A 23,308-nucleotide genomic window follows, 5' to 3' on the forward strand; every position below is an offset into this window, starting at 1 on the left:
TTGAAAAGTACAGCCCGAAAATTGATAAGCAGCATTAAGAAATCGTTAGTCACATTGATGGTATTGGCTTTGGGTTTACCAGTTGTACTCGTCATTATCTTGAAATTTGTTAACCCACCAATATGGGGATGGCAAATTTCACGCACGCTTTTTCCGCCTAAAGGTTATCCAGAAACGTCTCAGCATCAGTGGGTGAGCCTTGACTCAACCTCGCCAACTATTCCACTAGCAATCATAGCTTCAGAAGATCAACGCTTTCCACATCATTGGGGAGTCGATCTTTCTGCACTTTTGGCTGTGTTACAAAGTAGTGGTGACCAAGGCCCCCAACGCGGAGCTAGCACAATTACTCAGCAAACAGCTAAGAATGTATTTCTATTTCCTAGTCATACTTATTTGCGTAAAGCGTACGAATTATATATTGCATTGCTGATTGAAATGATTTGGGGCAAAGAGCGAATCATGGAAATGTACTTAAACGTTGTGGAATTTGGACCTGGCATTTATGGGGTACAAGCTGCTAGTCATCATTACTTTGGTGTTTCTGCAAGTCAGATTAGTTCGTATCAAGCAGCACAATTAGCCGTGGTATTACCCAACCCTTATAAGATCCAACCAGTACCTATGACTCAGTATGTCCAAAAGCGCGTGAACTGGGTATTACGACAAATGGGAAATCTAGGTACATTTTCATATTAAATATGATTGAGAGTTGTCATTTTGCAGATGGATTTTCTGGCTCAATTTCAAAATTCATTTTGCAAGTTGCTCGTAAGTCACGAAAAAGATTGAACTAACATTGCTACTCTGTGAACTTTAGACTAAACCTAACGATGTATTGTTTAACAGGAGTGAACAATGTTTGTCTCAAAAAGTTTCCACAAAAAAATCGTTTCCGATTTAGAGGAAAAATCAGCATCAGCGAGTGCTTTTAGAGATTCTCTTAAAAGAACGGTACCTTATATCGAATTTACGCCAACAGGTAATGTTCTCTATGCAAATGACCTTTTACTAACCGTGTTCGGCTACCATTTAGATGAAGTATTAAATAAACACCATAGCGTACTGTGCTTTCCTGAAGACGTAGAAAAAAGAGAATATAAGGAACTTTGGCAGTCATTAACCAAAGGTGAGCCAACCAATGGAACGTTTATACGTAAAGATAAGGCTGGCAATGCAGTCTGGTTAGAAGCAACGTATTTCCCAATTGTGAAAAATGGTAAGGTAGAGTCTGTTGCGAAAGTGGCGTCAGATGTAACAACTGAACAAACTGAACTTGAGAGAAACCAAGCTTTATTAAAGGCAATGGACAAGTCACTTGCTGTTATTGATTTTTCACCTGATGGCACAGTGTTAAGAGCGAACAAAAATTTTCTAAACTGCTTTGGCTACTCGTTAAATGAAGTCGTGGGTAAACATCATAGGCAATTTTGTGAAGAAGAGTTCTATCGAGACAATCCTAGGTTCTGGAAGGATCTGACTACGGGAAAAATTCAAAGCGGTCTTTTTAAACGTAAAGACAAGCATGGTCGCACCATTTGGCTAGAAGCCACATATAACCCCATTTATAACCATGCCAATCAAGTTGTTAAAATCATCAAGCTCGCGAGTGATATAACTGAACGAGTAGAAAAGGCAATGAAAGTTCAAGAAGCAGCTTTGATTGCGTGTAATACCGCTCAGGAAACCGTTGATATTTCAGAGAAGGGTAAAGAGCGAGTTGAGATTCTTCTTTCAAACTCTGAGGATATTAACGGCTCAGTTCAAGGCGTTGGAGCTTTGATAGCTCAACTTAATGAACAAGCGAAGAGTGTAAATGCGATTGTTTCAACCATTACAGCGATTGCAGAGCAGACTAATTTGCTAGCACTTAATGCGGCGATTGAAGCCGCTAGGGCCGGCGATCAGGGTAGGGGTTTTGCTGTTGTTGCTGATGAAGTACGCCAATTGGCTGCACGAACCTCTCAATCAACCGCTGAAATTGCAGAAGTTATTGCTAAGAACACCACAATTACTCAAAGCATAGATACACATATTCAAGCGGCACTAGAAAAAACCAACTATGGCGAAACACAAGCCATCGAAATTAAAGCGGTTATTGATGAAATTGTATTAGAAGCAAATTTGGTTTCAGAATCAGTGAAAGATCTATCGCTTTAGAAAAGCTTTCGTTAGTCTTACTTTGAAAAGAGATGCTCAGCCATCTCTTTTTTGTTTTTCTATACATCGTAACTCTTCTATTGCGTGTTTGTTGTTAATTAAGAATGATAAAACGTATACGAAGGAAACGACTTTTAAACTTTGCCAGGTATATTCGAAACAATCTTTTATATCCATCGACATATAACCATTTGTGTTAGTAAAACGTTTTATCTATAACTATTGTTTGCGAGGTAAAACGATTTACTTGAATATATTGTTTTGTATATCAGTCTATTAGCAAGTCATATTGTATTTGAAACATGGTGTTTTCTTTTAGTATTTTAAATTTTAAGGATGGAATATGACTAAATATTTGCGGGCTTTGGCATCCCCATTATCGCAGCTATCGCTCATAGGGCGAGCACTGATGTTGCCAATTTCGCTACTGCCAGCTGCTGGTTTATTACTCGCATTTGGTGATAAGTTTGGTATGCCACTAATGATGCATGCTGGTGGTGTTGTATTTGATAACTTACCGTTGTTATTTGCGATTGGTTCAGCCGTAGGGTTGGCATCTGAATCGGGCATTGCAGCTTTATCTGCGGCGGTTTCGATACTTATTATTAACTCTACCATAAGTGCTCTACTTGGCATTACTCCAGAGATGGCAAGCGAAGGGGGAAAATATGCGTTAGTGCTAGGTATACCGTCGTTACAAATGGGTGTATTTGGTGGACTTATTTCTGGGATCTTGGCGGCGTACTGTTATAAACGCTATCACGATATAAAGTTGCCTGAATTTTTGGGGTTTTTCTCAGGAAAGCGTTTTGTTGCTATTTCCTGCGCATTCTACTCTTTCCTTTTAGGCCTGCTTTTACCTTACGTTTGGCAATACGTTCAAAATGGCATTGATGCACTATCCACTATAGTGAACGGCGATAACCAAATGTTATCCACTTTTATCTTTGGTCTTACTGAAAGAGCGCTTATTCCTCTTGGATTACACCATGTATGGTATCCATCATTCTGGTTTACTTTCGGCGAATATGTGACGCCGACTGGATCAGTGATAAATGGCGATCAAACCATCTGGTTTAAAATGCTAACCGACGGAGTGAAATCATTTAGTACTGACACATATAACGATGCGGGTAAATTTATGCAAGGGGAGTTCCCGCTCATGTTATTTGCTCTTCCTGCAGCGTGTTTGGCCATGTACCACGAAGCGCACACTAAAAACAAAAAGATTGCAGCTGGTATATTGTTTTCTGCAGCACTGACCTGTTTTATTACCGGAATTACCGAACCAGTTGAATTTACGTTCATTTTTGTTGCACCCATCTTGTATGTATTTAATGCAGTAATGGCGGGTTTGTCATACATGACTATGTATGCGTTAGATGCACACATCGCTAAGTCTTTTTCTGCTGGTTTGATCGACTATATTTCCTTTGGAATTATGCCTTCACTAAGTGGTTTTGAAACGAACTGGGTAAAAGTGATCATCATTGGTATACCGATGGCAATGATCTACTATGGTGTATTCCGAGTTGTGATTCGCAGGCTAGATGTTAAAACACCAGGGCGCACTGACGTTTCAAACAATCTGGATGAAATAACAGATGAAGAACTAACTACCCAAATACTGTTAGCAATTGGTGGCATGGACAATATTGCAAGCTCAACGGCGTGTATCACGCGTCTGCGTCTTCAGGTTAAAGATAAAAGCAAAGTTAATAGGGATGCATTAAGTGATTTGGGAGCGAAAGGGGTCGTTTACGTAGGTGATGTCGGCATTCAGATCATCTTTGGTGCACGAGCTCAGTTTTTATCAAACCAAATTGAATCACTACAACAGCAAATGGCCTAGCAAAAATAACTTCTTTAAATGAAGCGATGGGGTATCCCATCGCTTTTTTTATGCAGAGTTACGATGAACAAATCTTGCTGGCAAAATGATGCTTGTATGCGCAATCTCTTCAGGTTTTCTTATGTTATCAAGAAGACGTAAAGCCGCTGATTCTCCAACACTATACGGATCGGTACAAACACTAGAGATCGAAGGATGGCTTAACATAATTTGTTCTGAATCATCGAAGCAGATCAAGGCCACTTGATCATCAATGAACATCTCTTTACCAATATCTCTACCCGCTTTTCTTATGCCATTAGAGCAAGTTAAGGCACTAGTCGTGTCATGACAAAGGACTGCTGTAATTTGAGTATGTTCGGTGAGTAAAGAGGTGATGGATTGAGTAAAAGCCGCTGAATTGAAATTACCATCAATAACCCACTCTTGCCTAAAAGGTAAACCATACTGGCTAAGAGTATAACGGTAGCTGGCTACACGTTCATCCTTACAAGGTGAACCGTTTCTACCACCGATATAAGCAATTCGGCGATGCCCTTGTCGCACTAAGTATTCCGTTGCGAGCTTAGCACTATGTGTATTGTCTGGGCTGATATAGTCGATGTCACAGTTTAGTTTTGCTGATGAAAGACAGATCAATGGAATTTGATAACCTTCTGGCTTCTTGAGGGATGATAAGTGTTCATCATCGACAGGAGAGAATATTACGCCTTCAACGCCTTGTTGGTATAAAGACATTAGCTTTTGTTCAAACACCTCTATATTTTTACCACTTTGCGTTAGATACAACATATAACCGTGGAGTTCGAGAACTTCACTAATACCAGCAACCATGCGATACGTTGCAAAGTCGTTAATATTGTTCACCATAAGACCAATAGTCTTTGTGGATTGAGTTCGCAGATTTGCGGCGGTTTGATTACGTACAAATCCAAGTTCTTCTATGGCCTGCTGCACTCGAGCCTTAGTTTGTGGAGAAATACGGCCTTTTTGGCTTAAAACCAATGACACGGTAGTAACCGAGACATTCGCATGCTGAGCAACATCCGTAATCGTTATTTTCTTATTGGTATTTGACATAAAAATCTTAAGTATTTCGATTAAATTGAGTTTAACAAATAGATGTTATCTCACCATGTTTTGGTATTCGAATCGTAAAACAGATCAGCTATTTGTTTAATCTTTTCGTCAATCTTATCAATTGAGATATTGCCGTATCCAAGTACTGCTCCTTGCCAATCACGTTGCCTAAATGCAGGGTTTTCGTAGTAACTCAATGCGCGAATCACTATGCCTTCTTCAAGTGTTTTCTGTGACAATGTCACCTCATCAATACCTTCAACCCATTTTAGCGTTACATGAAGTCCGGCGGCTTGGCTGATTATCTCTACATCTTTATTAAAATGCTTCTGAATTGAGCTCAACATTTGTTGATGTTTGTCTTTATACAGCCTACGCATTTTTCTAATGTGGCGAAGAAAGTCGCCGGATTTTATAAAGTCAGCCAAAGCTGACTGGATATGAGCTGGTGAATCGCCCGTCAATGCATCTTTAATCGCTAAACATCTATCAACTAAAGCTTGTGGAACGATCAGGTATCCCATGCGTAAGCTGTTAAACATGGTTTTGCTAAACGAACCTACGTAGATAACCCGTGAGTCCGCGTGAATTTCAGCAGATAAGCCTTGCAAACTGGTATAGGGACGATGAGCAAATTGGAATTCGCTGTCGTAGTCGTCTTCAATAATCCAGTGATTCCCTTGATTAGCCCATTCAATAAGCTTTAGCCTTTGATCAGTGTTTAATGTAGTTCCCATCGGATACTGATTACTCGGTGTTATATAGAGTGCACGCGCTTTACTTTCGAATATGCTTTCTATGTCGAAACCCACATATTCATTCACATGAACGGGTTCAAATTGATATTTGAGTAGCTCAATAATTTTTCTCATCTTGGAGTAGCCCGGTTGCTCCATTAATACAGAGTCATTGGGTTCCATAACCGCCATCAGTGCGATCATCAATGCTTGCTGAGCTCCAGAGGTGATAATGATTCGATCAGCGTCGCAGTGCACAGAACGGCTTGTTGCGAGATAGTCGCTCAAAGCAAGTCGTAGCTCGGCATCACCTTGAGTCCCTTTATTACCAAGCAGAGAATGCCTTGTTGAGTGAACCTGTACGTGTTTATTCCATTTAGCGATAGGAAACTGTTGAAGATCGGGAACGCCCGGTGCGAATGCAGTGTTATTCGGTTCTACTTTTTGTATTTGTACTGTCAGTGTTTGCTCTTTGTGTTTCGTAGGCTTAGACGTTGGTAAGTAGTGATCAGGTAGCTCGACAGCAACATAAAAACCAGAACCAGTTCGAGACTCTAGATAGCCTTCTGCCACTAATTGTTCATAAGCGGCAGTGACTGTATTTCTGCCTAGTTTTAACTCTTCAGCTAACTTACGAGTTGATGGCAGCTTACCGCCTTTATGCCAAAGTTGTTTGACAATTTTTTCGCGTATAGCGTGAAATAAGCTTTCCTGTTTGGGTGATTTGTCATCATTGAGAACCAAATCACCAGAATCGATAGGCTGCAAAGTGGATCTATCCTTAATCCAAAACTGGTTCTTATTAAGGTACCAGTGTGTTGTTACATTGCAACCATAAAGAACGATTTAAATAGGGATAGACAATGCTTTCAAATACACCAAGAACACAAATAAAAAAAGCAGTGCACAAGGCGCAATTTGAACTTGAGATACTTCACCAGATCATTGATGAAAGCCTAATCGCTCATATAGCGATTAATAACGAACAAGGACCTGTTGTAATCCCAATGCTGGCTTGGAGGGTAGATGATCACGTCTATATCCATGGTGCAAATAATAGTCGATTGCTACGCTCGTTGAAAAATGGCGCTCAAACCTGTTTGACCTTTACCCTGTTTGACGGCTGGATTTTGGCTCGTTCAGCTTTTCATCACAGTGCTCATTATCGCTCAGCAGTTGTGTTTGGTAGTTTCTCAATTGTTGAAGACAATAGGGATAAAGACCGTTTGTTGAATCACTTCGTTGAACATATCGCACCGGGAAGAACTCAAGATGTTCGTTTGAGCAATGAAAAAGAGCTAACTGCGACTATGCTACTGCGTATTCCGCTAACAGAGGCTTCTGTAAAAGTCAGTAATGGTATCGTCAACGATGATAAAGAGGATTTAGATTTGCCTGTATGGGCCGGTTATATGCCGTATAGAACAGTCGTTGGGCCACTAAAACCTGTTGAAGAAATGAGTGGTGTTATTCCAACCCCAGATTACAGCTCAGCATATGGCGAACGGTGGAATAAAAACTAATTGAACGGTATGAAACAAAAAAGCTCCCTAATTAGGGAGCTTCAACTATTAGCAATCTATTTGCCAATATTAGCAATTTATTAGCCAATCATGCGTTGGCTATTTTCTTCAAACTCATTAATCACAATAGTTTGAGCACGTTTGAAGAAGTTAAAATCTGTTGCGGTTGCACTAGTGTAAGCGCCCATCACTCGACCGATAACCAAATCGCCGTTTTCAAGTTTAGGCAGCATAATGTTTTCTGCAATCACATCAATACTGTCACATGTTGGTCCTGACAGTACACTTGGTACGAACTCGCCGTCTTGTTTCAATGTCACAATAGGGTATTCAGAATGGTCGAAGATCAAACCACTGAAAGAGCCATATACACCGTCGTCTAAGTAGTACCAAATTTGGCCTTCACGCTCTGCTTGACCCATTACTGAAGCAACACTTGTTACTGCAGGAGCAACAATGAAGCGACCAGGTTCTGCAATCACTTGAACAGTTTCTGGTAACTCGTTTAGCGCTTCGTTAATCGGCATACAGAATTGGTCAATTGGCATCACTTGTTTAGTGTAAGTAACAGGGAAACCACCACCAATATCCAGTGTGCTCAACGCTGGTAAACCACGTACAAACACTTCATCCATCACTTCTTTACAGCTACGAATTGCATCCACGTATTTTTGTGGGTTAGTTGTTTGAGAACCCACATGGAATGACAGACCTTTAATGTGAATGTTCCAATCTTTCGCTGTTTCGATAATCACTAATGCTTGCTCTGAAGAACAACCAAATTTTTTCGATAAGTCAGCGAAGGCTTCAGAGTTACGGAAGCTCAAACGAACGAGTAATTCAACTTCATCTTTATAAGGTTTGAATTTTTCTAACTCATTTAGGTTATCAACCACAAACACGTTACAGCCATACGCCAATGCGTCACGAATGTCACGGTCACGCTTAATTGGGTGAGTGTGGATTGTACGTTCTGCAGGTACGCCTTGTTGTTGCACTAATTCAACTTCACCAGTAGTAGCTAAGTCAAAGCATGCGCCTTCTTCCAAAAGTGTTTTAACTACATTTGGATGAGGTAGCGGCTTAAGAGCAAAGTGAAGAGCTACATTCGGTAGTGCATTGCTTAGTGCACGGTACTGAGAGCGAATAATATCGCAATCAAGCATAAGTAAAGGAGCACCAAACTGTGCAACAGAAGTTTCGATTAGATCGATGGTTTCTGCTGATAGAGCTTGAGAAGAAAAAGATTGAAAATCCAATACAGAAGCTGAATTAGCCATAGCAATTCTCCAATATAACAAGGCACTTTTCATGGTCTTGGATGATGAAAAGTGGAGCGTCAATAAAAGCGCGTTTGCGCCGTCAAAGTCACTCTTGGATAGTTGCTCTATCGCCTTGCCACAAAACTACTGTGATGTACTCGGATTGGCTATCATCAAGAAGCAGGGCGATAATAAGGTCATACTTTTTCTCACGCAATAAAAAATGTCCCAATGAAACTAAAAATTTTTTATCGAAAAGATAATTAAATATGATGCATTATTATTCACTGGCTAGAACCTACTCCATTAGGCTCTTTAACACGAGTTAATGACCTACTTTAAGTAGAACAACACCAGACAAAATCAGAAATACACCAATATATCTAACCAGTGAAGACGCATCTCCGTAAACAAGTACACCGACTAGAAATGTTCCTGCTGCACCAATACCTGTCCATACAGCGTAGGCAGTTCCCATTGGAATCACTTTTTGAGCCATAAATAGGAGTGTTCCGCTAAGCGCCATAAAACTAATAGCAATCGCTATTCCTAACCATTTGTATTGCCCACTTTGTGCAAGCTTTAAACCTACAGGCCAACCGATTTCGGTTATCCCAGCTAAAACCAAATACAACCAACTCATTAGTGATACATCCTCATATAAGTAAACTTGATTTGCGACTAATGGTATCTATATCTATGATGGATAAAAGTTGGTATCTATCTAAAAAATTCATATGTTGAGTCTCGAACAAGTAAAAATGATGGTAATTGCAGCCGAGCTTGGTTCTTTTTCCGCTTGTGCTCGAAAAATGGGAAAAGTTCAGTCAGCTGTTAGCCATGGCATCAGCACTTTGGAAATCGATTTAGGCGTCGAGCTTTTTGATCGTACTTCACGTAATCCTAAATTGACCGTTGCAGGCGAAAGGTTGATTCGTAGTGCAAGAAACTTAATTGCCCAAGCAGACGAATTTGAAAAAATTGCACAATCAATTGAAAAAAAAGAAGAAAGCTCTTTGACCATAGCTATTGATGATGGAGTAATGAACGGCAAACTGGGTGAATTGTTTAAAAGGTTAGATGAGCAGTTTCCTTCAACTCAAATCGATGTTTTAACTATGGCATCGACTGATATTTGCCAAGAAATTACGTCAAACACAGTTGATCTCGGAGTGATGTTCACTGAACTAGATATGACAAAAGAAGTGGATTTTTGCTATGTCGGGAGCGTGGACTACATCGCAGTTTGTCATCCTCTATATCCACTATCGAAAATGGATATAGAGCTCCCATCAGATCTCTCTGCATATCGCCAGATAGCTGTTAGAGGCAAGCTCAAGCAAGAATCACACAACTTAACCAGCATTTCTCCGAAGGTTTGGTGGAGTTCTAGCCACTACAATGTGTTAGAACTGGTCAAACAACAAGTTGGCTGGGCTTATTTACCTCTATCACTTGTTGACGAATTAGTGTCACAAGGTCAACTGATCAAAATCAGCATTGCTTTTGACCATAAGGCTTGGAACGTGCCTGTAGATTTGGTCTGCAATAAAGGAAAAGACAAAGGACCTGTGTTCCAATGGTTATTTGATGAACTAAAGATGATCTTCAACTAGCACGATAATGTGATATGTAACCATTTGTACATACCGTAGGAGTAGAAAATAGAGCTTGATTTGCATCAATGATATTATTCGGAAAAATTGATGAAGATGATTAATACTTTTAGGTGATACTGTACGTTATAGAGCTCTATAGTAATGATTATTAGACCTAAAAGGATGGTTGTCATGAACGAAATTTTAAATCAAGTCGATAAACTATTAGCAAAACCCGATCTTGGGAAATTGATTTTACGTGTCAGTTTCGCGGTAATGTTCCTGTTACACGGAATTCATAAGATACATGGCGGAACTGAATTTATCCAAGGTATGCTTGTAAAAAATGGTTTACCAGCTTTTGTCGCTTATGGAGTTTATTTAGGTGAAGTTGTTGCTCCAATTCTTATTATCGCTGGTGTATTCACACGCTTGTCTTCAATTGTCGTAATTGGTACCTGTCTAATGGTTGTGTACTTGATGCACATGGACAACTTCTTTACGTTAAATAAAGTTGGCGCTTGGGCTGTTGAAGGTGTAGCCGTTTATCTGTTTGCTGCTTTAGCAACGATGTTCTTAGGTTCAGGGAAATATGCCCTTAAGCCTGACGCATAAAATGAACTAGGTTTCGATTTAAGCCGGATGATATTTCTCATCCGGCTTTTTTATTCCCAAAGCTAATTATCAGAACAAACCTCAGATCTCAAAATAGTACAAAAATTGAGCCTATCATTTAGCTGTTGCTTGAGACGCTTGAGCCTTTTCAACTGCTTTGGGAGTACTTTTGAACTATGAATTCAACTCAATCATTACCAGTCCCTTGTTTGTTGGATACTTGGTCTGCCACAGAGAATGCTCTCTACCGATGGTTGACCCAGCATTGCTCGTGTCATGACTTGGCACACGATTTACTTCAAGAAACGTTTCTAAGAGCTTTACAGAGAGAAAGAGCGTTTTGTGACATAGAGAATCAGAGAGCATGGTTGTTTAGCGTTGCAAAAAACTTACTCATTGATGAATGGCGTAAATCAGGCAGATTAGAAAGCCTATGTGACGTCAATAATCAACAGTTAAAGGAAACTGAACGCGAACCAATTGAAAGCATGGCACGATGCTTACCTAAAGCGCTCGCGTGTTTAAGTGAAGATGATCGTTCCGTCATTGAATTTTGCGATTTACAAGGTCATAGCCAACAAGAATTTGCTAAAAGGCATCGCCTTACCGTCACCGCTGTAAAATCAAGGATTCAAAGAGCTCGCCCAAAATTACGTGAACAGCTAAAAGTCAATTGTCACATTAAATTTGATGAGCACCATAAAGTATGCTGTTTCACCCCTAAATCTATATAGAGATCCAGAATAGTTATTGCGTCAATTTAAGAAATTTTCTGCGTCTTTTTAACACCTAGTTCGTCTTAAGTTACTACGAGTATAGAGCGTTGTAATTTGAGTCGTATATTAGGAGTCATCAAAATGTTCTGGATTTTCACTTCATTAGCCAATTGGGTTACATATCAGATATTGGGCTTAGACAGTGAATCGAAAATCGGTCAAGCGATTCATTTCTTTGTTGAAGACACCAGTAAGATACTCGTTTTACTAGTGGTAATGATCTATCTGATTGCTTTGGTTAGAGCCTCACTTAATGTCGAGAAAGTAAGAGATTATCTTTCAGGCAAAAAGCGGTTTGTAGGCTACATAATGGGTAGTGTCTTCGGTGCCGTTACACCTTTTTGTTCATGTTCAAGCATTCCCGTCTTTCTAGGCTTTACCACTGCTGGAATTCCCTTGGGTATCACCATGGCATTTCTCATTACTTCACCATTAGTTAATGAGATTGCTGTTTTATTGCTAATTAGCTTACTAGGTTGGAAATTTACCTTTCTTTATGTGGTTGCAGGTATGGTTATCGGAATCATCAGTGGTTGGTTTCTCGATATGATCAAAGCCGAGCGGTGGCTGCAACCTTTTGCTGCAAAAGCATTGAGTAGAGCCAATCAATCGTCGTCAATCAACCGCATCAAACAAACTGATACAACAATGTCATTTTCTGAGCGCAATACGTTTGCCAAAAATGAAACTCGCGAGATATTTGTGCGTGTTTGGAAGTGGGTGTTGATTGGTGTAGGAGTAGGGGCAGCACTGCATGGTTATGTACCTGATGGATGGATAGAAAGCAACCTAGGAAGTAAGCAGTGGTGGTCTGTTCCCGCTTCAGTATTGATTGGTATTCCTTTGTATTCCAATGCAACAGGCGTGATCCCAATTATGGAAAGCCTGTTAACCAATGGGCTCCCTGCAGGAACGACACTGGCGTTTTGCATGAGCACCGTCGCTGCAAGCATTCCCGAGTTTGTCATGCTCAAGCAGGTTATGCAGTGGCGTTTATTAGGAATACTGTTCGCTCTTTTACTTTCTGCATTCACCATAATTGGTTGGATGTTCAATATTATTACTGTGCAAATTTGAAGGAGTCATCAATGAAGATTTTTAAAGTACTCGGTTCTGGATGTGCTAATTGCGTTAATACGGCAAAACTGATTGAAGATACGGCAAAAAAGGCAGGTATCGATGTTAAGGTTGAAAAGGTCACGGATGTTGAATCGATAATGGACTACGGTGTTATGTCTACGCCGGCAGTGGTTTTGAATGAAGAAGTGATACACGCAGGGGGAGTACCTTCTCAAGATAAGGTAAGGAGCTGGTTTGATTAAAGTTTTACGCTGGGCTTTATTTATTACAACGCAACAAATAAAGCCCTATATAATCATAGAGGAGAAGGGTTTACCTGATTCTTACCATTTTTCTTAGCTTCTAATAGAAAGTTATCTGCTCTTTCAAACGCTGATACAAAGGTATCTTGTGGTCCAATTTCTACAACCCCAAAACTGCACGTTATGCTTTTTTCTAATGAGGGAAACTTCAGCGCTTCAATACTCACTCTAATTCTTTCAGCTGCTTGCATTGCATGGGATAAATCGTCTCCCGGCAATAACAACATAAATTCATCGCCACCGAATCTACCAATAAGATCGGCTGGTCGAATTTCCTTTGCCACATTTTGTGCAACGACCGTAAGGACTTTATCGCCAATTGTATGACCAAAGGTATCGTTGATATGCTTAAAACCATCGATATCAAACAAGGTCAACGAAAGTGGCTGTCCAAAACGACGACAACGGTTTATCTCGTTTTTCACATTTTTAATGAAAAATTGACGTGTCTGAGCTCCGGTTAAGACATCTCTTTCCGCTAAGACTCTTAAGTTTCGGTTATCAATAAGAATGTGCGGAACCCACAAGCCAAAGTATGTGTTTGCAGCCAATAATGAAATGGTAAATTGGTATACCATCGCATGGTTGCCTAGCTGTAACCATGACACCAAAATAGCCGTAGAGGTACTTAAGAGTGCAAGGCTTAAAAAGGCGCGACCTGCACTTTCAGTAAAGACTATCCACATCTGAGCAATACCCAAGAAAAACACACAAAAAACAATGCTTGAAGATGGATATATAGCGACTAAAACGCTAATTAGAGCCAACAATACAATGGCTATAGTTTGCTTGTAGATGTAATTCTGAATTGGGGTCTGTTCATATACGGATGAAAAATTTTCAATCAGCCATTGGCTTTCATCTGGGTAAAATCGGGAAAGAATTACCACCATAATAGGTGTGATAACAACAACACCTACGAGATCTCCAACCCACCAAGGTCCCCATATCGACATCACTTCATTTGGTGAAATAATGCCTGTGATAGCCAAGCCGTTGGCTCCACCAATAGCAGCAACAAGTGATGAACTTGCAGCGATAATCAGAAAAAGCAAAATCAAATAGGGAATGCGGTAAGTTTTTCCTGTATTGCTGAGCTTTCGTAATATCGCAGCACCGCTCCAATAAGATAAGCAGTGCACGGTAGCAAACAGTAATCCCGTGAGAAGCAAAGTCGAAAAACTCTGTTGTCCCTCATAGATGCTATTTTCCCAAAATGTCGTACTGACTGAAGCGACTAATACTATGGGAAATGCTCGCCACCCCAAAATGAGAAATATGGCGTAAGTAACGCCTGATGGTGGGAACCAGATACTGGCGTGAGGAGCATATTCCATCAAAGCTGCGGCACGCCACAGAGCTACCCACGCGAGAGTAATCAGTACCGACCTTGATATTACGCCAAACCATTTACTAACAAACATCGAATGTTCTTCTTGGCATGATCCTTCCATCCCTAGACTTCCTTTATACTTGCTTTTAGTTCCTTTAGGGAAAGCACTCTATTGTTTTAAATTTTAACGATATTATTAATTATTTTGATGTATACATTCCTAGATTAGCTTTAGCTTTGAAATATTTCCAATTTTCCTAAGGTATGAGACATCATTTAATATTAATACTGCTAAATTATTACTATAGATGCATATTTCCATTAAAATTCAATAAGACAGCTAATCACGAAGGACCTGTTTTCTGTGTCAATGAGAAAAATCACGCTGCTTTCAATCTGCCCACTTACTTTTGCCTGCAACGTACAAGCAAAAGGGTATGATTTTATTCAAAATTTCTTAGAGCAAAGCTTTGCATACACAGTTGTATTGAGTGACAGTGATGTTTTCACCGTTGGTATAAAGGATTTTAATCCAAACGAGTTATTCAATACCGACAATCCCGAGTTAGGAACTGAAGATTCAGTTGCGAACAGGAAAAAATACGGTATCTCAACGTTACCTATGTCATTTCGTTTGAATGATGAGGAAGAGGAAAACAAACACGAGCTCTTTTTCCGTCTTTCAGGGCTTGCGACCGATGAAAAAATTAGGTGGGCGAATGAAACCGTTGATGACGATTTTCGTCAGGTTATTGCTGACATCTATACCGCTTACCGCTATGAATACAAATTTGACGAACACTGGACGATAACGCCGGGAATTGGTGCTCATTTAATGCGTTATCAAAATACCATGGATTACAACAGTGCTACCGGACAATCATATGCCCCCGTTTTGGACGGTTTGATCTTCAATACCACTGCTTGGGCGAATATTTATGAACCCCACTTAAAGCTGAGTTATAGAAAAAATGAAGAGTGGGGTAAATGGCAAGTATCTTCAGCAGGGCATTACTTTTATGGTTATGGTTGGGGTGAAGCCAATGAGGGCGAAATAGGTAATACTGAGGGCTGGTATATCGTAAACAGTGCCACAGTTGTTTATGACATTGATCAAATTGGAAGGTCCGTTCAATCGGTTTACAGCACAGTTCGAAGAGTTGATGTTGGCAGTGACATCTCAGTTCCGTTGGGCACAACTTTTTATTATGAAGCAACTGTTGGCTGGTTGATGACTCCACCATTTGAGATAAGTTTTGTTGATAACATTGGGTTGGGGCTGACGTTTAACTATGGCAGCGCATTTAAAGGTGGAAGTCTTGTCTTGTTCTTCAATCAAGATTAAGCAGCAACTTTTATTCGGTTTCTACCCGCTTTCTTCGCTTGATACAGAGCTTCATCAGCTCGCTTAATTGCTTCTTTTGCGTTTCTTTCTAATGTGCTATCACAAACACCAACACTAATTGTTATGTTCACGGAATGGCTTCGTTTATCAGAACGTTTTGTTGCACCGAACTTGTCATCTTTAGGTCGGCTATCAGCATCTCGAATCACTAAGTCGTATTGTTCAATATCTTGTCGGATAGCTTCGAGATACTCTTGAGCTTGCGCCGCGGTTTTACCTTTGAACAGAATCGTAAATTCTTCACCACCGTAGCGATATATCTTAGCTTTGCCTTTAACTAAACGAATACGACTCGCCACCAGCTTTAACACATCATCACCAGTATCATGACCATAAGAATCATTAAATGATTTGAAATGATCAATATCCACCATAGCAATAGCAAACTTGCGTCCGGGCGTTCTCATATCGATATCGAGAGCATGACGCCCAGGTAGCTGAGTTAACTGATCGTTGAAAGCCATCTCATGGCTAGCTGAGATCAAGTAAAGCATCATCAATGCACCGGACAGTGAAAACATAGTACTGGATACAAACTGAAGCTGAAAAAAGATAAACGTCGTTGCTGATGTTAAAACCGCTGTATAGATAAATACATCCATGAGGCGGTTTTTCGTTAAAACAAAGATGCCTGTAATGCCAATCATGGCAAGCAAATATAGAACTAATATAAATGGGAGCTTTGATATCTCTGGTACAGAAAACAGGAAAGTATCTTTAAGGCTGCCAAAATCACCAGACACATAATAGTCAACGGTGATAAACGCCCACACACCAAAGAGAGCCAAGAGTATTAAGTAAACAAAAAAAGCGCGGCTAATTAAGTCACCGTTTTTAAACGCATAGCTGAGTAAACAGGCGACTGGTAACAAGAAACTGAGGATTGATAGCTCTAACAGCGTTGACCCAGAATAAAGGGGAGTCTGAAGTCGATTCTGAATAACCCAATAGCTAATCAACATAGCGCATGCAACCATCGCCATTCTACTTTGCTTAAATATGTAGGCTATCGCTATAGAACTGAGAAATAACGCGTAAGGTAAACCACCCGCTAGTCCAATATTAGCTCGGGTTAGAACAATGACGTTGTTCATTCCATACCACATAGCTGCAAGAAGCATCAAAGGGAATGCAAAACGAAACCAAGGAGAAGTAACTAAACTCGGCGACATGCTTGTAAAATAGCCAACAGAATAAATACTAATTGTGATTATGATTCATGAACTAAGAATAACTTTATTTAATGAATTTCCAAGCTTTTTGCTAAACTTTAGTTATAAAAGCGCGCGCTTGAGCAAAGATTGTTCAAGATGGCTCGATCTTAGTTTGATAAAAGATCATTGATGCAATAACTTTGTTTGAACGTATCACACCGATTAGTCGGTTTAGGAGAATTCGAATGCAACTGAATGTTGAAGTACACAACTATATGGAAACACTCGTTGGGCAAGTGATAGCACAAGATAAATATGCTATGACATATAATCACGACCAATTAGCAGATCTAGCGTGCTTAGCTTTAAGTCAACTTCGTCCAATCTATATCCGCTTTGATATAGATTTTCTCTCTGCATTGCCGGAAGAGCGTCTGGTTATCTTAAAAGAGCATGCTTTAACCGCTGTTGAAGCAGCCGAGAGTATGATTGCCGATGACAGGCGCAAAAATCGCGACTTCGATATACCAATTGTTATGTCTCAGACACAATTTGATGAAGATGCCGAACTTGAATGGTATGAAAAACCTATTCTTGGGCACAAGCAGCACAACTTACCATAAGGAGTTAATGTGGGACTTTTTTCTCGTTTATTTGGTGGTAAAACAGAAACCAAACAAGCAGTCGTTGAACCTGTTGAGTACAAAGAATTTCTAATTTATCAAGAAGTCATTTCTGAAGGTGGACAGTATCGTGTTGCTGGACGTATAACCAAAGAAGAAGACGGAGAATTGAAAACGCATCGCTTCATCCGTTCAGACGTGCTTTCAAATAAAGCCGATGCGGAAGAGCTGATGTTGAAGAAAGCACAAATGTTCATAGATCAAATGTCTGGTCGGATCTTTTAACAACCCTTCAAGTCGTTGACAGAAATCATAAATTTAAGAGCTATAAGTGGATAATCTTGTAGCTCTTTATTTATTTTGGCACTACGTAAATTCAATACTTGCCTATACTGGTTTGAGCTCTTACTTGAAATAAACGCTTTGTAATTTAAGTAGAATTGATAAACAGTCGCTAGTTAACGTTATAACCAATAAACCTAAAATATTATTATAAATATCTTGAGTTTAAATTAGGCGTTAGATAAAAAAAGAATATCCACAGTGCCAATAGTCAAGGAATCGCTATGCAGATTGGTGTACCAAAAGAAATACTCGCGGGAGAAACGCGAGTCGCTGCTTCTCCGTCATCGGTTCAGCAGTTAATTAAACTCGGTTTTGAGGTCACTATCGAGTCTCAAGCTGGTGCTCTCGCCAGTTTCGATAACGCTTCTTATGAACAAGTTGGAGCAACCATCGTTTCAAAAGACGACGTTTGGAGCTCCGATTTAATCTTAAAAGTTAATGCTCCAATTTCTAACGATGAAACCGATGAAATTGCCCTAATAAAAGAAGGAGCAACATTAGTTAGTTTTATTTGGCCTGCTCAGAATCCAGAATTGATGGAAAAGCTATCCACAAAAAACATTAACGTGTTAGCAATGGATTCTGTACCTCGAATTTCTCGCGCCCAAGCTTTAGATGCTTTGTCATCAATGGCTAATATCGCAGGTTACCGTGCAGTCGTAGAAGCAGCTCATGAATTTGGTCGTTTCTTTACTGGTCAAATTACTGCTGCAGGTAAAGTTCCGCCAGCCAAAGTATTTGTTGCTGGGGCGGGTGTTGCAGGTCTTGCTGCTATCGGCGCTGCAGGAAGCCTAGGTGCCATCGTGCGCGCATTCGATGTTCGTCCAGAAGTAAAAGAGCAAGTACAGTCAATGGGCGCTGAGTTCTTGGAAGTTGATTACCAAGAGAATTCAGGTTCAGGTGACGGTTATGCAAAAGAAATGTCTGACGAGTTTAATAAAAAAGCAGCCGAACTTTACGCTGACCAAGCAAAAGACGTCGACATTATTATTACAACTGCTCTCATTCCGGGGCGACCAGCGCCTAAATTAGTCACCAAAGAAATGGTCGACTCGATGAAGGCGGGTAGTGTGATTGTCGATCTAGCGGCAGCTAACGGCGGTAACTGTGAATATACCGTTAAAGATCAGGTCGTAACGACACCAAACGGGGTAAAAATAATTGGTTATACCGACATGGTCGGACGCCTACCAACACAATCCTCACAGCTTTACGCAACAAACTTAGTTAACTTGTTAAAACTATTGTGTAAAGAAAAAGACGGCAACATCAATATCGATTTTGATGATGTGGTATTGCGCGGTGTCACTGTGGTGAAAGAAGGTGAGATCACTTGGCCAGCACCACCAATTCAAGTTTCAGCTCAACCTCAAGCAAAACCAAAAGTAGAACCTAAGGCTAAAAAAGTCGAAGAGCCTACTTCACCAGCTAAGAAGATCATTGGTTTGGCTGTTGGTGTTGGCGCATTTGCATGGGTAGCAAGTGTTGCTCCTGCTGCATTCTTAGGACACTTCACTGTGTTTGTCCTAGCATGTGTTGTTGGCTATTACGTTGTATGGAACGTAACGCATTCACTGCATACACCGTTGATGTCAGTAACCAACGCTATTTCTGGCATTATCGTGGTAGGTGCGTTGCTACAAATCGGTCAAGGTCATGGCTTTGTAAGCTTCTTGGCATTTATCGCCATTCTTATCGCAAGCATAAACATCTTTGGTGGCTTCACTGTGACCAAACGTATGCTTGAAATGTTCCGTAAAGACTAAGGGAGTAAGCAATGTCTGCAGGATTAGTACAAGCAGCTTATATTGTTGCTGCTTTATTCTTTATCATGAGTTTGGCTGGATTATCGAAGCAACAATCGGCTAGAGCAGGTAACTACTACGGTATTACGGGGATGGCGATCGCACTTATTGCGACCATTTTTAGCCCAAATGCTGAAGGGTTTACTTGGATTATCATTGCGATGGTGATTGGTGGCGGAATTGGTATTCATTTCGCTAAAAAAGTAGAAATGACAGAAATGCCGGAGCTAGTTGCAATACTTCACAGCTTCGTAGGTATGGCAGCCGTTCTTGTTGGTTACAATAGCTATTTGGCTGCGCCTGAAGTTGCGACGCATGCCGAACATGTTATTCACCTAGTAGAAGTGTTTGTTGGTGTATTCATCGGCGCTGTAACCTTTACAGGTTCAATCGTTGCTTTTGGTAAGCTACGCGGGATCATTAAATCATCGCCGCTAAACTTACCTCATAAGCACAAAATGAATTTGGCTGCGATCGTTGTTTCAACGTTACTAATGTTCCATTTCATTAATGCTGATGGCAGCATGTTCGCAATGATTGTGATGACGCTAATTGCTTTTGCTTTTGGCTACCACTTAGTGGCTTCAATCGGCGGTGCGGATATGCCAGTTGTTGTGTCAATGTTGAACTCATATTCAGGTTGGGCCGCCGCTGCTGCTGGTTTCATGCTAGCGAACGATCTGCTAATTGTCACAGGGGCATTGGTAGGTTCTTCAGGTGCAATTCTTTCGTACATCATGTGTAAAGCAATGAACCGCTCTTTCATTAGTGTGATTGCAGGTGGATTCGGGCAAGAGGTGATTATCAGCGAAGATGCAGAGCAGGGTGAACACCGCGAAACAAATGCCGAAGATGTCGCTGATATGCTTAAAAACTCTAAGTCAGTCATCATCACTCCTGGATATGGTATGGCGGTAGCGCAAGCTCAGTACCCAGTGTATGAAATTACAGAGAAGTTAAGGTCTTTAGGTGTAACCGTTCGTTTTGGTATTCACCCAGTAGCTGGTCGCTTACCTGGTCACATGAACGTACTGCTGGCTGAGGCGAAAGTACCGTATGATATAGTTCTTGAAATGGATGAGATTAACGATGACTTCTCAGATACAGATACAGTGCTCGTCATTGGTGCTAACGACACAGTTAACCCTGCTGCTTTAGAAGATCCAAACAGTCCAATCGCTGGTATGCCAGTACTTGAAGTTTGGAATGCACAAAATGTAATCGTATTTAAACGTTCAATGAATACCGGTTATGCTGGTGTTCAAAACCCGCTGTTCTTCAAAGAAAATACGCAAATGTTATTCGGTGATGCAAAGCAAAGCTGTAATGATATTCTGAGTCACATCTAAACTAATTTAAGAAAATCTATATAAGAGCAACTACGGTTGCTCTTTTTTCATCTAATTAATGTGACATTGTCACCTAGAACTAAATTCATCCATTTCGTACACATTACAATCAATAAAACCGCAAATAAGTATTATTGACATCGATATAACATGGCCGATGTTCATTTTGAGCATAATACGTTATAGTTTTTTAAACGTATGATTTAACGAATAATCAAATTGATAAAAGCGATAAAATTAACATTCGCCCTAATTGCAACGACTTTTTCGGCAACTACATTGGCAGATTCGCTCCCAGAGCGTATTGATCTGTTTGTGTCGCTTTTTGATTATGATTCAGCTGTAGATTTTTATGATATTCGAGGAATACAAACCGATTACCCAACCCGTCTCCTAACTCCTGAAAGCATGCTACCTCAAACAGCAGAATACCCAATTAAGGATATTCAAATGCTGTACAAGCTAGCTCTAAATTGCGCTGGAAACCTTCCTCTAAATCCACTTGTCACAGAACCTCTCGTTTTTACCAGAGCTACCTGTAAAGGAACGCAACTTTCGTCTCGATGGTTTGCTCGTAGTGGCTTGATACACCCCGGTGGTGGTACATACGCTGAACGCTATGTGAAGAAATACCCAGACAAACTCAGTGAACTTGAGCAATACATGCATATTCAGGAAAGAGTAAAAGCATTACCAAATACGCTATTGGGACGCCTTCAAGCTATGGATGAAGATTCCATTACAGCTTTGATTTCAGGCGCAATGATGTTTGCTGAAGGTGATGAACTGTGGTTAAGAAAGGGCGATGAGTATTATATTTTTGATAAAGATACATGGGATACTAACTCAACCCAAGCAGGATTAACCTACAGTATCGCTTCGGTTGACAACACATGTTTTGTTCAACGAGGGAATATTTGTTGGAATATCGAAGATCATTCAGATCTCTTGCGTATGAGTATGATCGCTTTGGTCATTGCCAACATCTTGCTGGTTATAGGTTGGTCTATCTATCGTTGGAACAGCAAACGGCAAGAGATGAAGAGTCGTATGTTAGTGTTACAAATTCTGACACATGAGTTGAGAACTCCAATTGCAAGTTTATCTCTAACTGTAGAGGGATTTAGACGAGAATTTGAACACTTACCCAATTCCTTATACGATGAGTTTCGACGTTTGTGTGAAGACTCTCGTCGTTTAAGACAACTAGCTGAAGCAAGTAAAGACTATTTACAGTCAGACAATAAACCGCTTGCTACTGACTGGGTTCCATCAGTAGAAGAATGGCTTCAGTTTAAAGTTGAAGAAGAGTTTAACAACAATATCGACCTTGTGATAAATAACGATATTGCAGCAAAACTAAACGTATATTGGCTAGGCACATGCATAGACAATTTAATTCGCAACGCAGTGAAATACGGCGTTGCTCCGGTGACGTTAGAAGTGATAACAAAATCTGACTCTGTCACGATTAAAGTCACCGACCAAGGAACATTAACAAACAAGGATTGGCGTCACTTACGCAAGCCATTTGTAAGTAAAAGTGGCTTAGGACTTGGCTTAACTATAGTAGAATCGATGGTCGATAGAATGGGCGGAAAGATGACCCTAATCGGCCCACCTACTACTTTTATATTGGAGATACCCTGTGAAACAGACGTTGCTTCTTGTTGAAGATGACAAAAACCTAGCTGATGGTCTTTTAGTAAGCTTAGAGCAAGCCGGTTATGACTGTTTACATGCAGAGACAATCGCAGATGTTAAACAGCATTGGGATAGTGCTGACCTAGTGATCCTAGATCGCCAGCTTCCAGATGGTGATTCTGTTCAACATTTGCCAGATTGGAAAAAGTTAAAAGATGTACCAGTCATCTTGTTAACAGCGTTAGTAACAGTAAAAGATAAAGTAGCAGGCTTAGACGCTGGAGCTAATGATTATCTGACAAAACCTTTTGCTGAAGCAGAATTGTTTGCACGTATTCGAGCTCAGTTACGTTCTCCAGAATCAGATGGTCAAGACGATACAAAAGTTGTGTTACCTGAGCTAACAATTGATAAAGCAACTCGTGATGTATTTTATAAAGGTGATTCAGTAACACTGACACGCACTGAGTTCGATTTATTACTTTTCTTAGCGAGTAACTTAGGCCGAGTATTTACACGTGATGAACTGTTAGATCATGTTTGGGGTTACAACCATTTCCCAACAACACGTACAGTAGATACGCACGTTCTTCAGCTACGCCAAAAATTGCCAGGTCTCGAGATCGAAACATTGCGCGGTGTAGGGTACAAGATGAAAGCGTAAT

At 40.4% G+C, this 23,308-nt stretch carries 22 protein-coding genes; 16 read left to right on the top strand and 6 right to left on the bottom strand.

Annotated elements, in window-relative coordinates; genetic code table 11:
* The first annotated feature begins 21 nt into the window (after window positions 1-21).
* The 3 genes from mtgA to ACOSVQ_RS08695 all read left to right on the top strand — a co-directional run bounded on the left by mtgA (window position 22) and on the right by ACOSVQ_RS08695 (window position 4,012).
* On the top strand, window positions 22-699 hold the full coding sequence (gene mtgA / locus ACOSVQ_RS08685) for a monofunctional biosynthetic peptidoglycan transglycosylase (protein ID WP_491982182.1): 678 nt from the start codon (window positions 22-24) through the stop codon (window positions 697-699).
* Window positions 700-858: 159 nt separating this feature from the next.
* Entirely contained in the window at window positions 859-2,160 is a 1,302-nt protein-coding gene (locus tag ACOSVQ_RS08690) for a methyl-accepting chemotaxis protein (protein ID WP_491982148.1), read from the top strand.
* A 343-nt stretch (window positions 2,161-2,503) separates the two neighbouring features.
* A complete protein-coding gene (locus tag ACOSVQ_RS08695) occupies window positions 2,504-4,012 on the top strand; it encodes a PTS transporter subunit EIIC (protein ID WP_491982149.1) in 1,509 nt (502 codons plus the stop codon).
* A 48-nt stretch (window positions 4,013-4,060) separates the two neighbouring features.
* Here ACOSVQ_RS08695 and malI read toward each other — a convergent pair whose 3' ends face one another.
* A complete protein-coding gene (gene malI, locus ACOSVQ_RS08700; RefSeq protein WP_491982150.1) occupies window positions 4,061-5,092 on the bottom strand; it encodes a Mal regulon transcriptional regulator MalI in 1,032 nt (343 codons plus the stop codon).
* A gap of 50 nt (window positions 5,093-5,142) precedes the next feature.
* Complete coding sequence (gene pdxR / locus ACOSVQ_RS08705; protein ID WP_491982151.1) at window positions 5,143-6,597, bottom strand: MocR-like pyridoxine biosynthesis transcription factor PdxR; 1,455 nt, start codon at window positions 6,595-6,597, stop codon at window positions 5,143-5,145.
* 95 nt (window positions 6,598-6,692) lie between these two features.
* Between pdxR and ACOSVQ_RS08710 the strand changes: the two genes are divergently transcribed.
* The gene (locus tag ACOSVQ_RS08710) at window positions 6,693-7,352 is read left to right on the top strand and encodes a pyridoxamine 5'-phosphate oxidase family protein (RefSeq protein ID WP_491982152.1); all 660 of its coding nucleotides are present in this window, start codon (window positions 6,693-6,695) and stop codon (window positions 7,350-7,352) included.
* A gap of 80 nt (window positions 7,353-7,432) precedes the next feature.
* On the opposite strand, the gene ACOSVQ_RS08715 is transcribed toward ACOSVQ_RS08710, so the two are convergent.
* Together ACOSVQ_RS08715 and ACOSVQ_RS08720 are read right to left on the bottom strand one after the other, a co-directional pair.
* On the bottom strand, window positions 7,433-8,632 hold the full coding sequence (locus ACOSVQ_RS08715) for a type III PLP-dependent enzyme (RefSeq protein ID WP_491982153.1): 1,200 nt from the start codon (window positions 8,630-8,632) through the stop codon (window positions 7,433-7,435).
* A gap of 307 nt (window positions 8,633-8,939) precedes the next feature.
* A complete protein-coding gene (locus ACOSVQ_RS08720; RefSeq protein ID WP_491982154.1) occupies window positions 8,940-9,257 on the bottom strand; it encodes a DMT family transporter in 318 nt (105 codons plus the stop codon).
* 94 nt (window positions 9,258-9,351) lie between these two features.
* On the opposite strand from ACOSVQ_RS08720, the gene ACOSVQ_RS08725 reads away from it, so the two are divergent.
* The 5 genes from ACOSVQ_RS08725 (at window position 9,352) to ACOSVQ_RS08745 (ending at window position 12,925) form a co-directional block, all read left to right on the top strand.
* Window positions 9,352-10,230 (top strand): LysR family transcriptional regulator, encoded by an 879-nt coding sequence (locus ACOSVQ_RS08725; protein WP_491982155.1) that lies wholly within the window; start codon window positions 9,352-9,354, stop codon window positions 10,228-10,230.
* Window positions 10,231-10,404: 174 nt separating this feature from the next.
* Window positions 10,405-10,827 carry a DoxX family protein gene (locus ACOSVQ_RS08730; RefSeq protein WP_491982156.1) on the top strand — a complete coding sequence of 141 codons (423 nt, stop codon included), beginning with the start codon at window positions 10,405-10,407 and terminating at the stop codon, window positions 10,825-10,827.
* Between the two features lie 176 nt (window positions 10,828-11,003).
* Window positions 11,004-11,561 carry a sigma-70 family RNA polymerase sigma factor gene (locus tag ACOSVQ_RS08735; protein WP_491982157.1) on the top strand — a complete coding sequence of 186 codons (558 nt, stop codon included), beginning with the start codon at window positions 11,004-11,006 and terminating at the stop codon, window positions 11,559-11,561.
* Between the two features lie 123 nt (window positions 11,562-11,684).
* The gene (locus ACOSVQ_RS08740; RefSeq protein WP_491982158.1) at window positions 11,685-12,680 is read left to right on the top strand and encodes a permease; all 996 of its coding nucleotides are present in this window, start codon (window positions 11,685-11,687) and stop codon (window positions 12,678-12,680) included.
* Window positions 12,681-12,691: 11 nt separating this feature from the next.
* The gene (locus tag ACOSVQ_RS08745; protein WP_491982159.1) at window positions 12,692-12,925 is read left to right on the top strand and encodes a thioredoxin family protein; all 234 of its coding nucleotides are present in this window, start codon (window positions 12,692-12,694) and stop codon (window positions 12,923-12,925) included.
* Window positions 12,926-12,978: 53 nt separating this feature from the next.
* On the opposite strand, the gene ACOSVQ_RS08750 is transcribed toward ACOSVQ_RS08745, so the two are convergent.
* On the bottom strand, window positions 12,979-14,439 hold the full coding sequence (locus tag ACOSVQ_RS08750) for a sensor domain-containing diguanylate cyclase (RefSeq protein ID WP_491982160.1): 1,461 nt from the start codon (window positions 14,437-14,439) through the stop codon (window positions 12,979-12,981).
* 249 nt (window positions 14,440-14,688) lie between these two features.
* Between ACOSVQ_RS08750 and ACOSVQ_RS08755 the strand changes: the two genes are divergently transcribed.
* Window positions 14,689-15,663, top strand: coding sequence for a Solitary outer membrane autotransporter beta-barrel domain (locus ACOSVQ_RS08755; RefSeq protein ID WP_491982183.1), 975 nt, complete (start codon window positions 14,689-14,691; stop codon window positions 15,661-15,663).
* On the opposite strand, the gene ACOSVQ_RS08760 is transcribed toward ACOSVQ_RS08755, so the two are convergent.
* The gene (locus ACOSVQ_RS08760; protein WP_491982161.1) at window positions 15,660-16,895 is read right to left on the bottom strand and encodes a GGDEF domain-containing protein; all 1,236 of its coding nucleotides are present in this window, start codon (window positions 16,893-16,895) and stop codon (window positions 15,660-15,662) included. The genes ACOSVQ_RS08755 and ACOSVQ_RS08760 overlap by 4 nt on opposite strands.
* A 227-nt stretch (window positions 16,896-17,122) precedes the next feature.
* Between ACOSVQ_RS08760 and ACOSVQ_RS08765 the strand changes: the two genes are divergently transcribed.
* From ACOSVQ_RS08765 to vxrB, 6 genes are all read left to right on the top strand, one after another.
* Window positions 17,123-17,500 (top strand): late competence development ComFB family protein, encoded by a 378-nt coding sequence (locus ACOSVQ_RS08765; protein ID WP_491982162.1) that lies wholly within the window; start codon window positions 17,123-17,125, stop codon window positions 17,498-17,500.
* Window positions 17,501-17,509: 9 nt separating this feature from the next.
* Window positions 17,510-17,785, top strand: coding sequence for an HlyU family transcriptional regulator (locus ACOSVQ_RS08770; RefSeq protein WP_491982163.1), 276 nt, complete (start codon window positions 17,510-17,512; stop codon window positions 17,783-17,785).
* 281 nt (window positions 17,786-18,066) lie between these two features.
* Entirely contained in the window at window positions 18,067-19,611 is a 1,545-nt protein-coding gene (locus ACOSVQ_RS08775; protein WP_491982164.1) for a Re/Si-specific NAD(P)(+) transhydrogenase subunit alpha, read from the top strand.
* Between the two features lie 11 nt (window positions 19,612-19,622).
* The gene (gene pntB / locus ACOSVQ_RS08780; RefSeq protein ID WP_491982165.1) at window positions 19,623-20,999 is read left to right on the top strand and encodes a Re/Si-specific NAD(P)(+) transhydrogenase subunit beta; all 1,377 of its coding nucleotides are present in this window, start codon (window positions 19,623-19,625) and stop codon (window positions 20,997-20,999) included.
* A 219-nt stretch (window positions 21,000-21,218) separates the two neighbouring features.
* A complete protein-coding gene (vxrA, locus tag ACOSVQ_RS08785) occupies window positions 21,219-22,673 on the top strand; it encodes a sensor histidine kinase VxrA (protein WP_491982166.1) in 1,455 nt (484 codons plus the stop codon).
* The gene (gene vxrB, locus ACOSVQ_RS08790; RefSeq protein WP_491982167.1) at window positions 22,648-23,307 is read left to right on the top strand and encodes a response regulator transcription factor VxrB; all 660 of its coding nucleotides are present in this window, start codon (window positions 22,648-22,650) and stop codon (window positions 23,305-23,307) included. The genes vxrA and vxrB overlap by 26 nt, the downstream gene beginning before the upstream one ends.
* Window position 23,308 lies beyond the last annotated feature (1 nt).

Source organism: Vibrio sp. HM8-C (genome assembly GCF_058630515.1).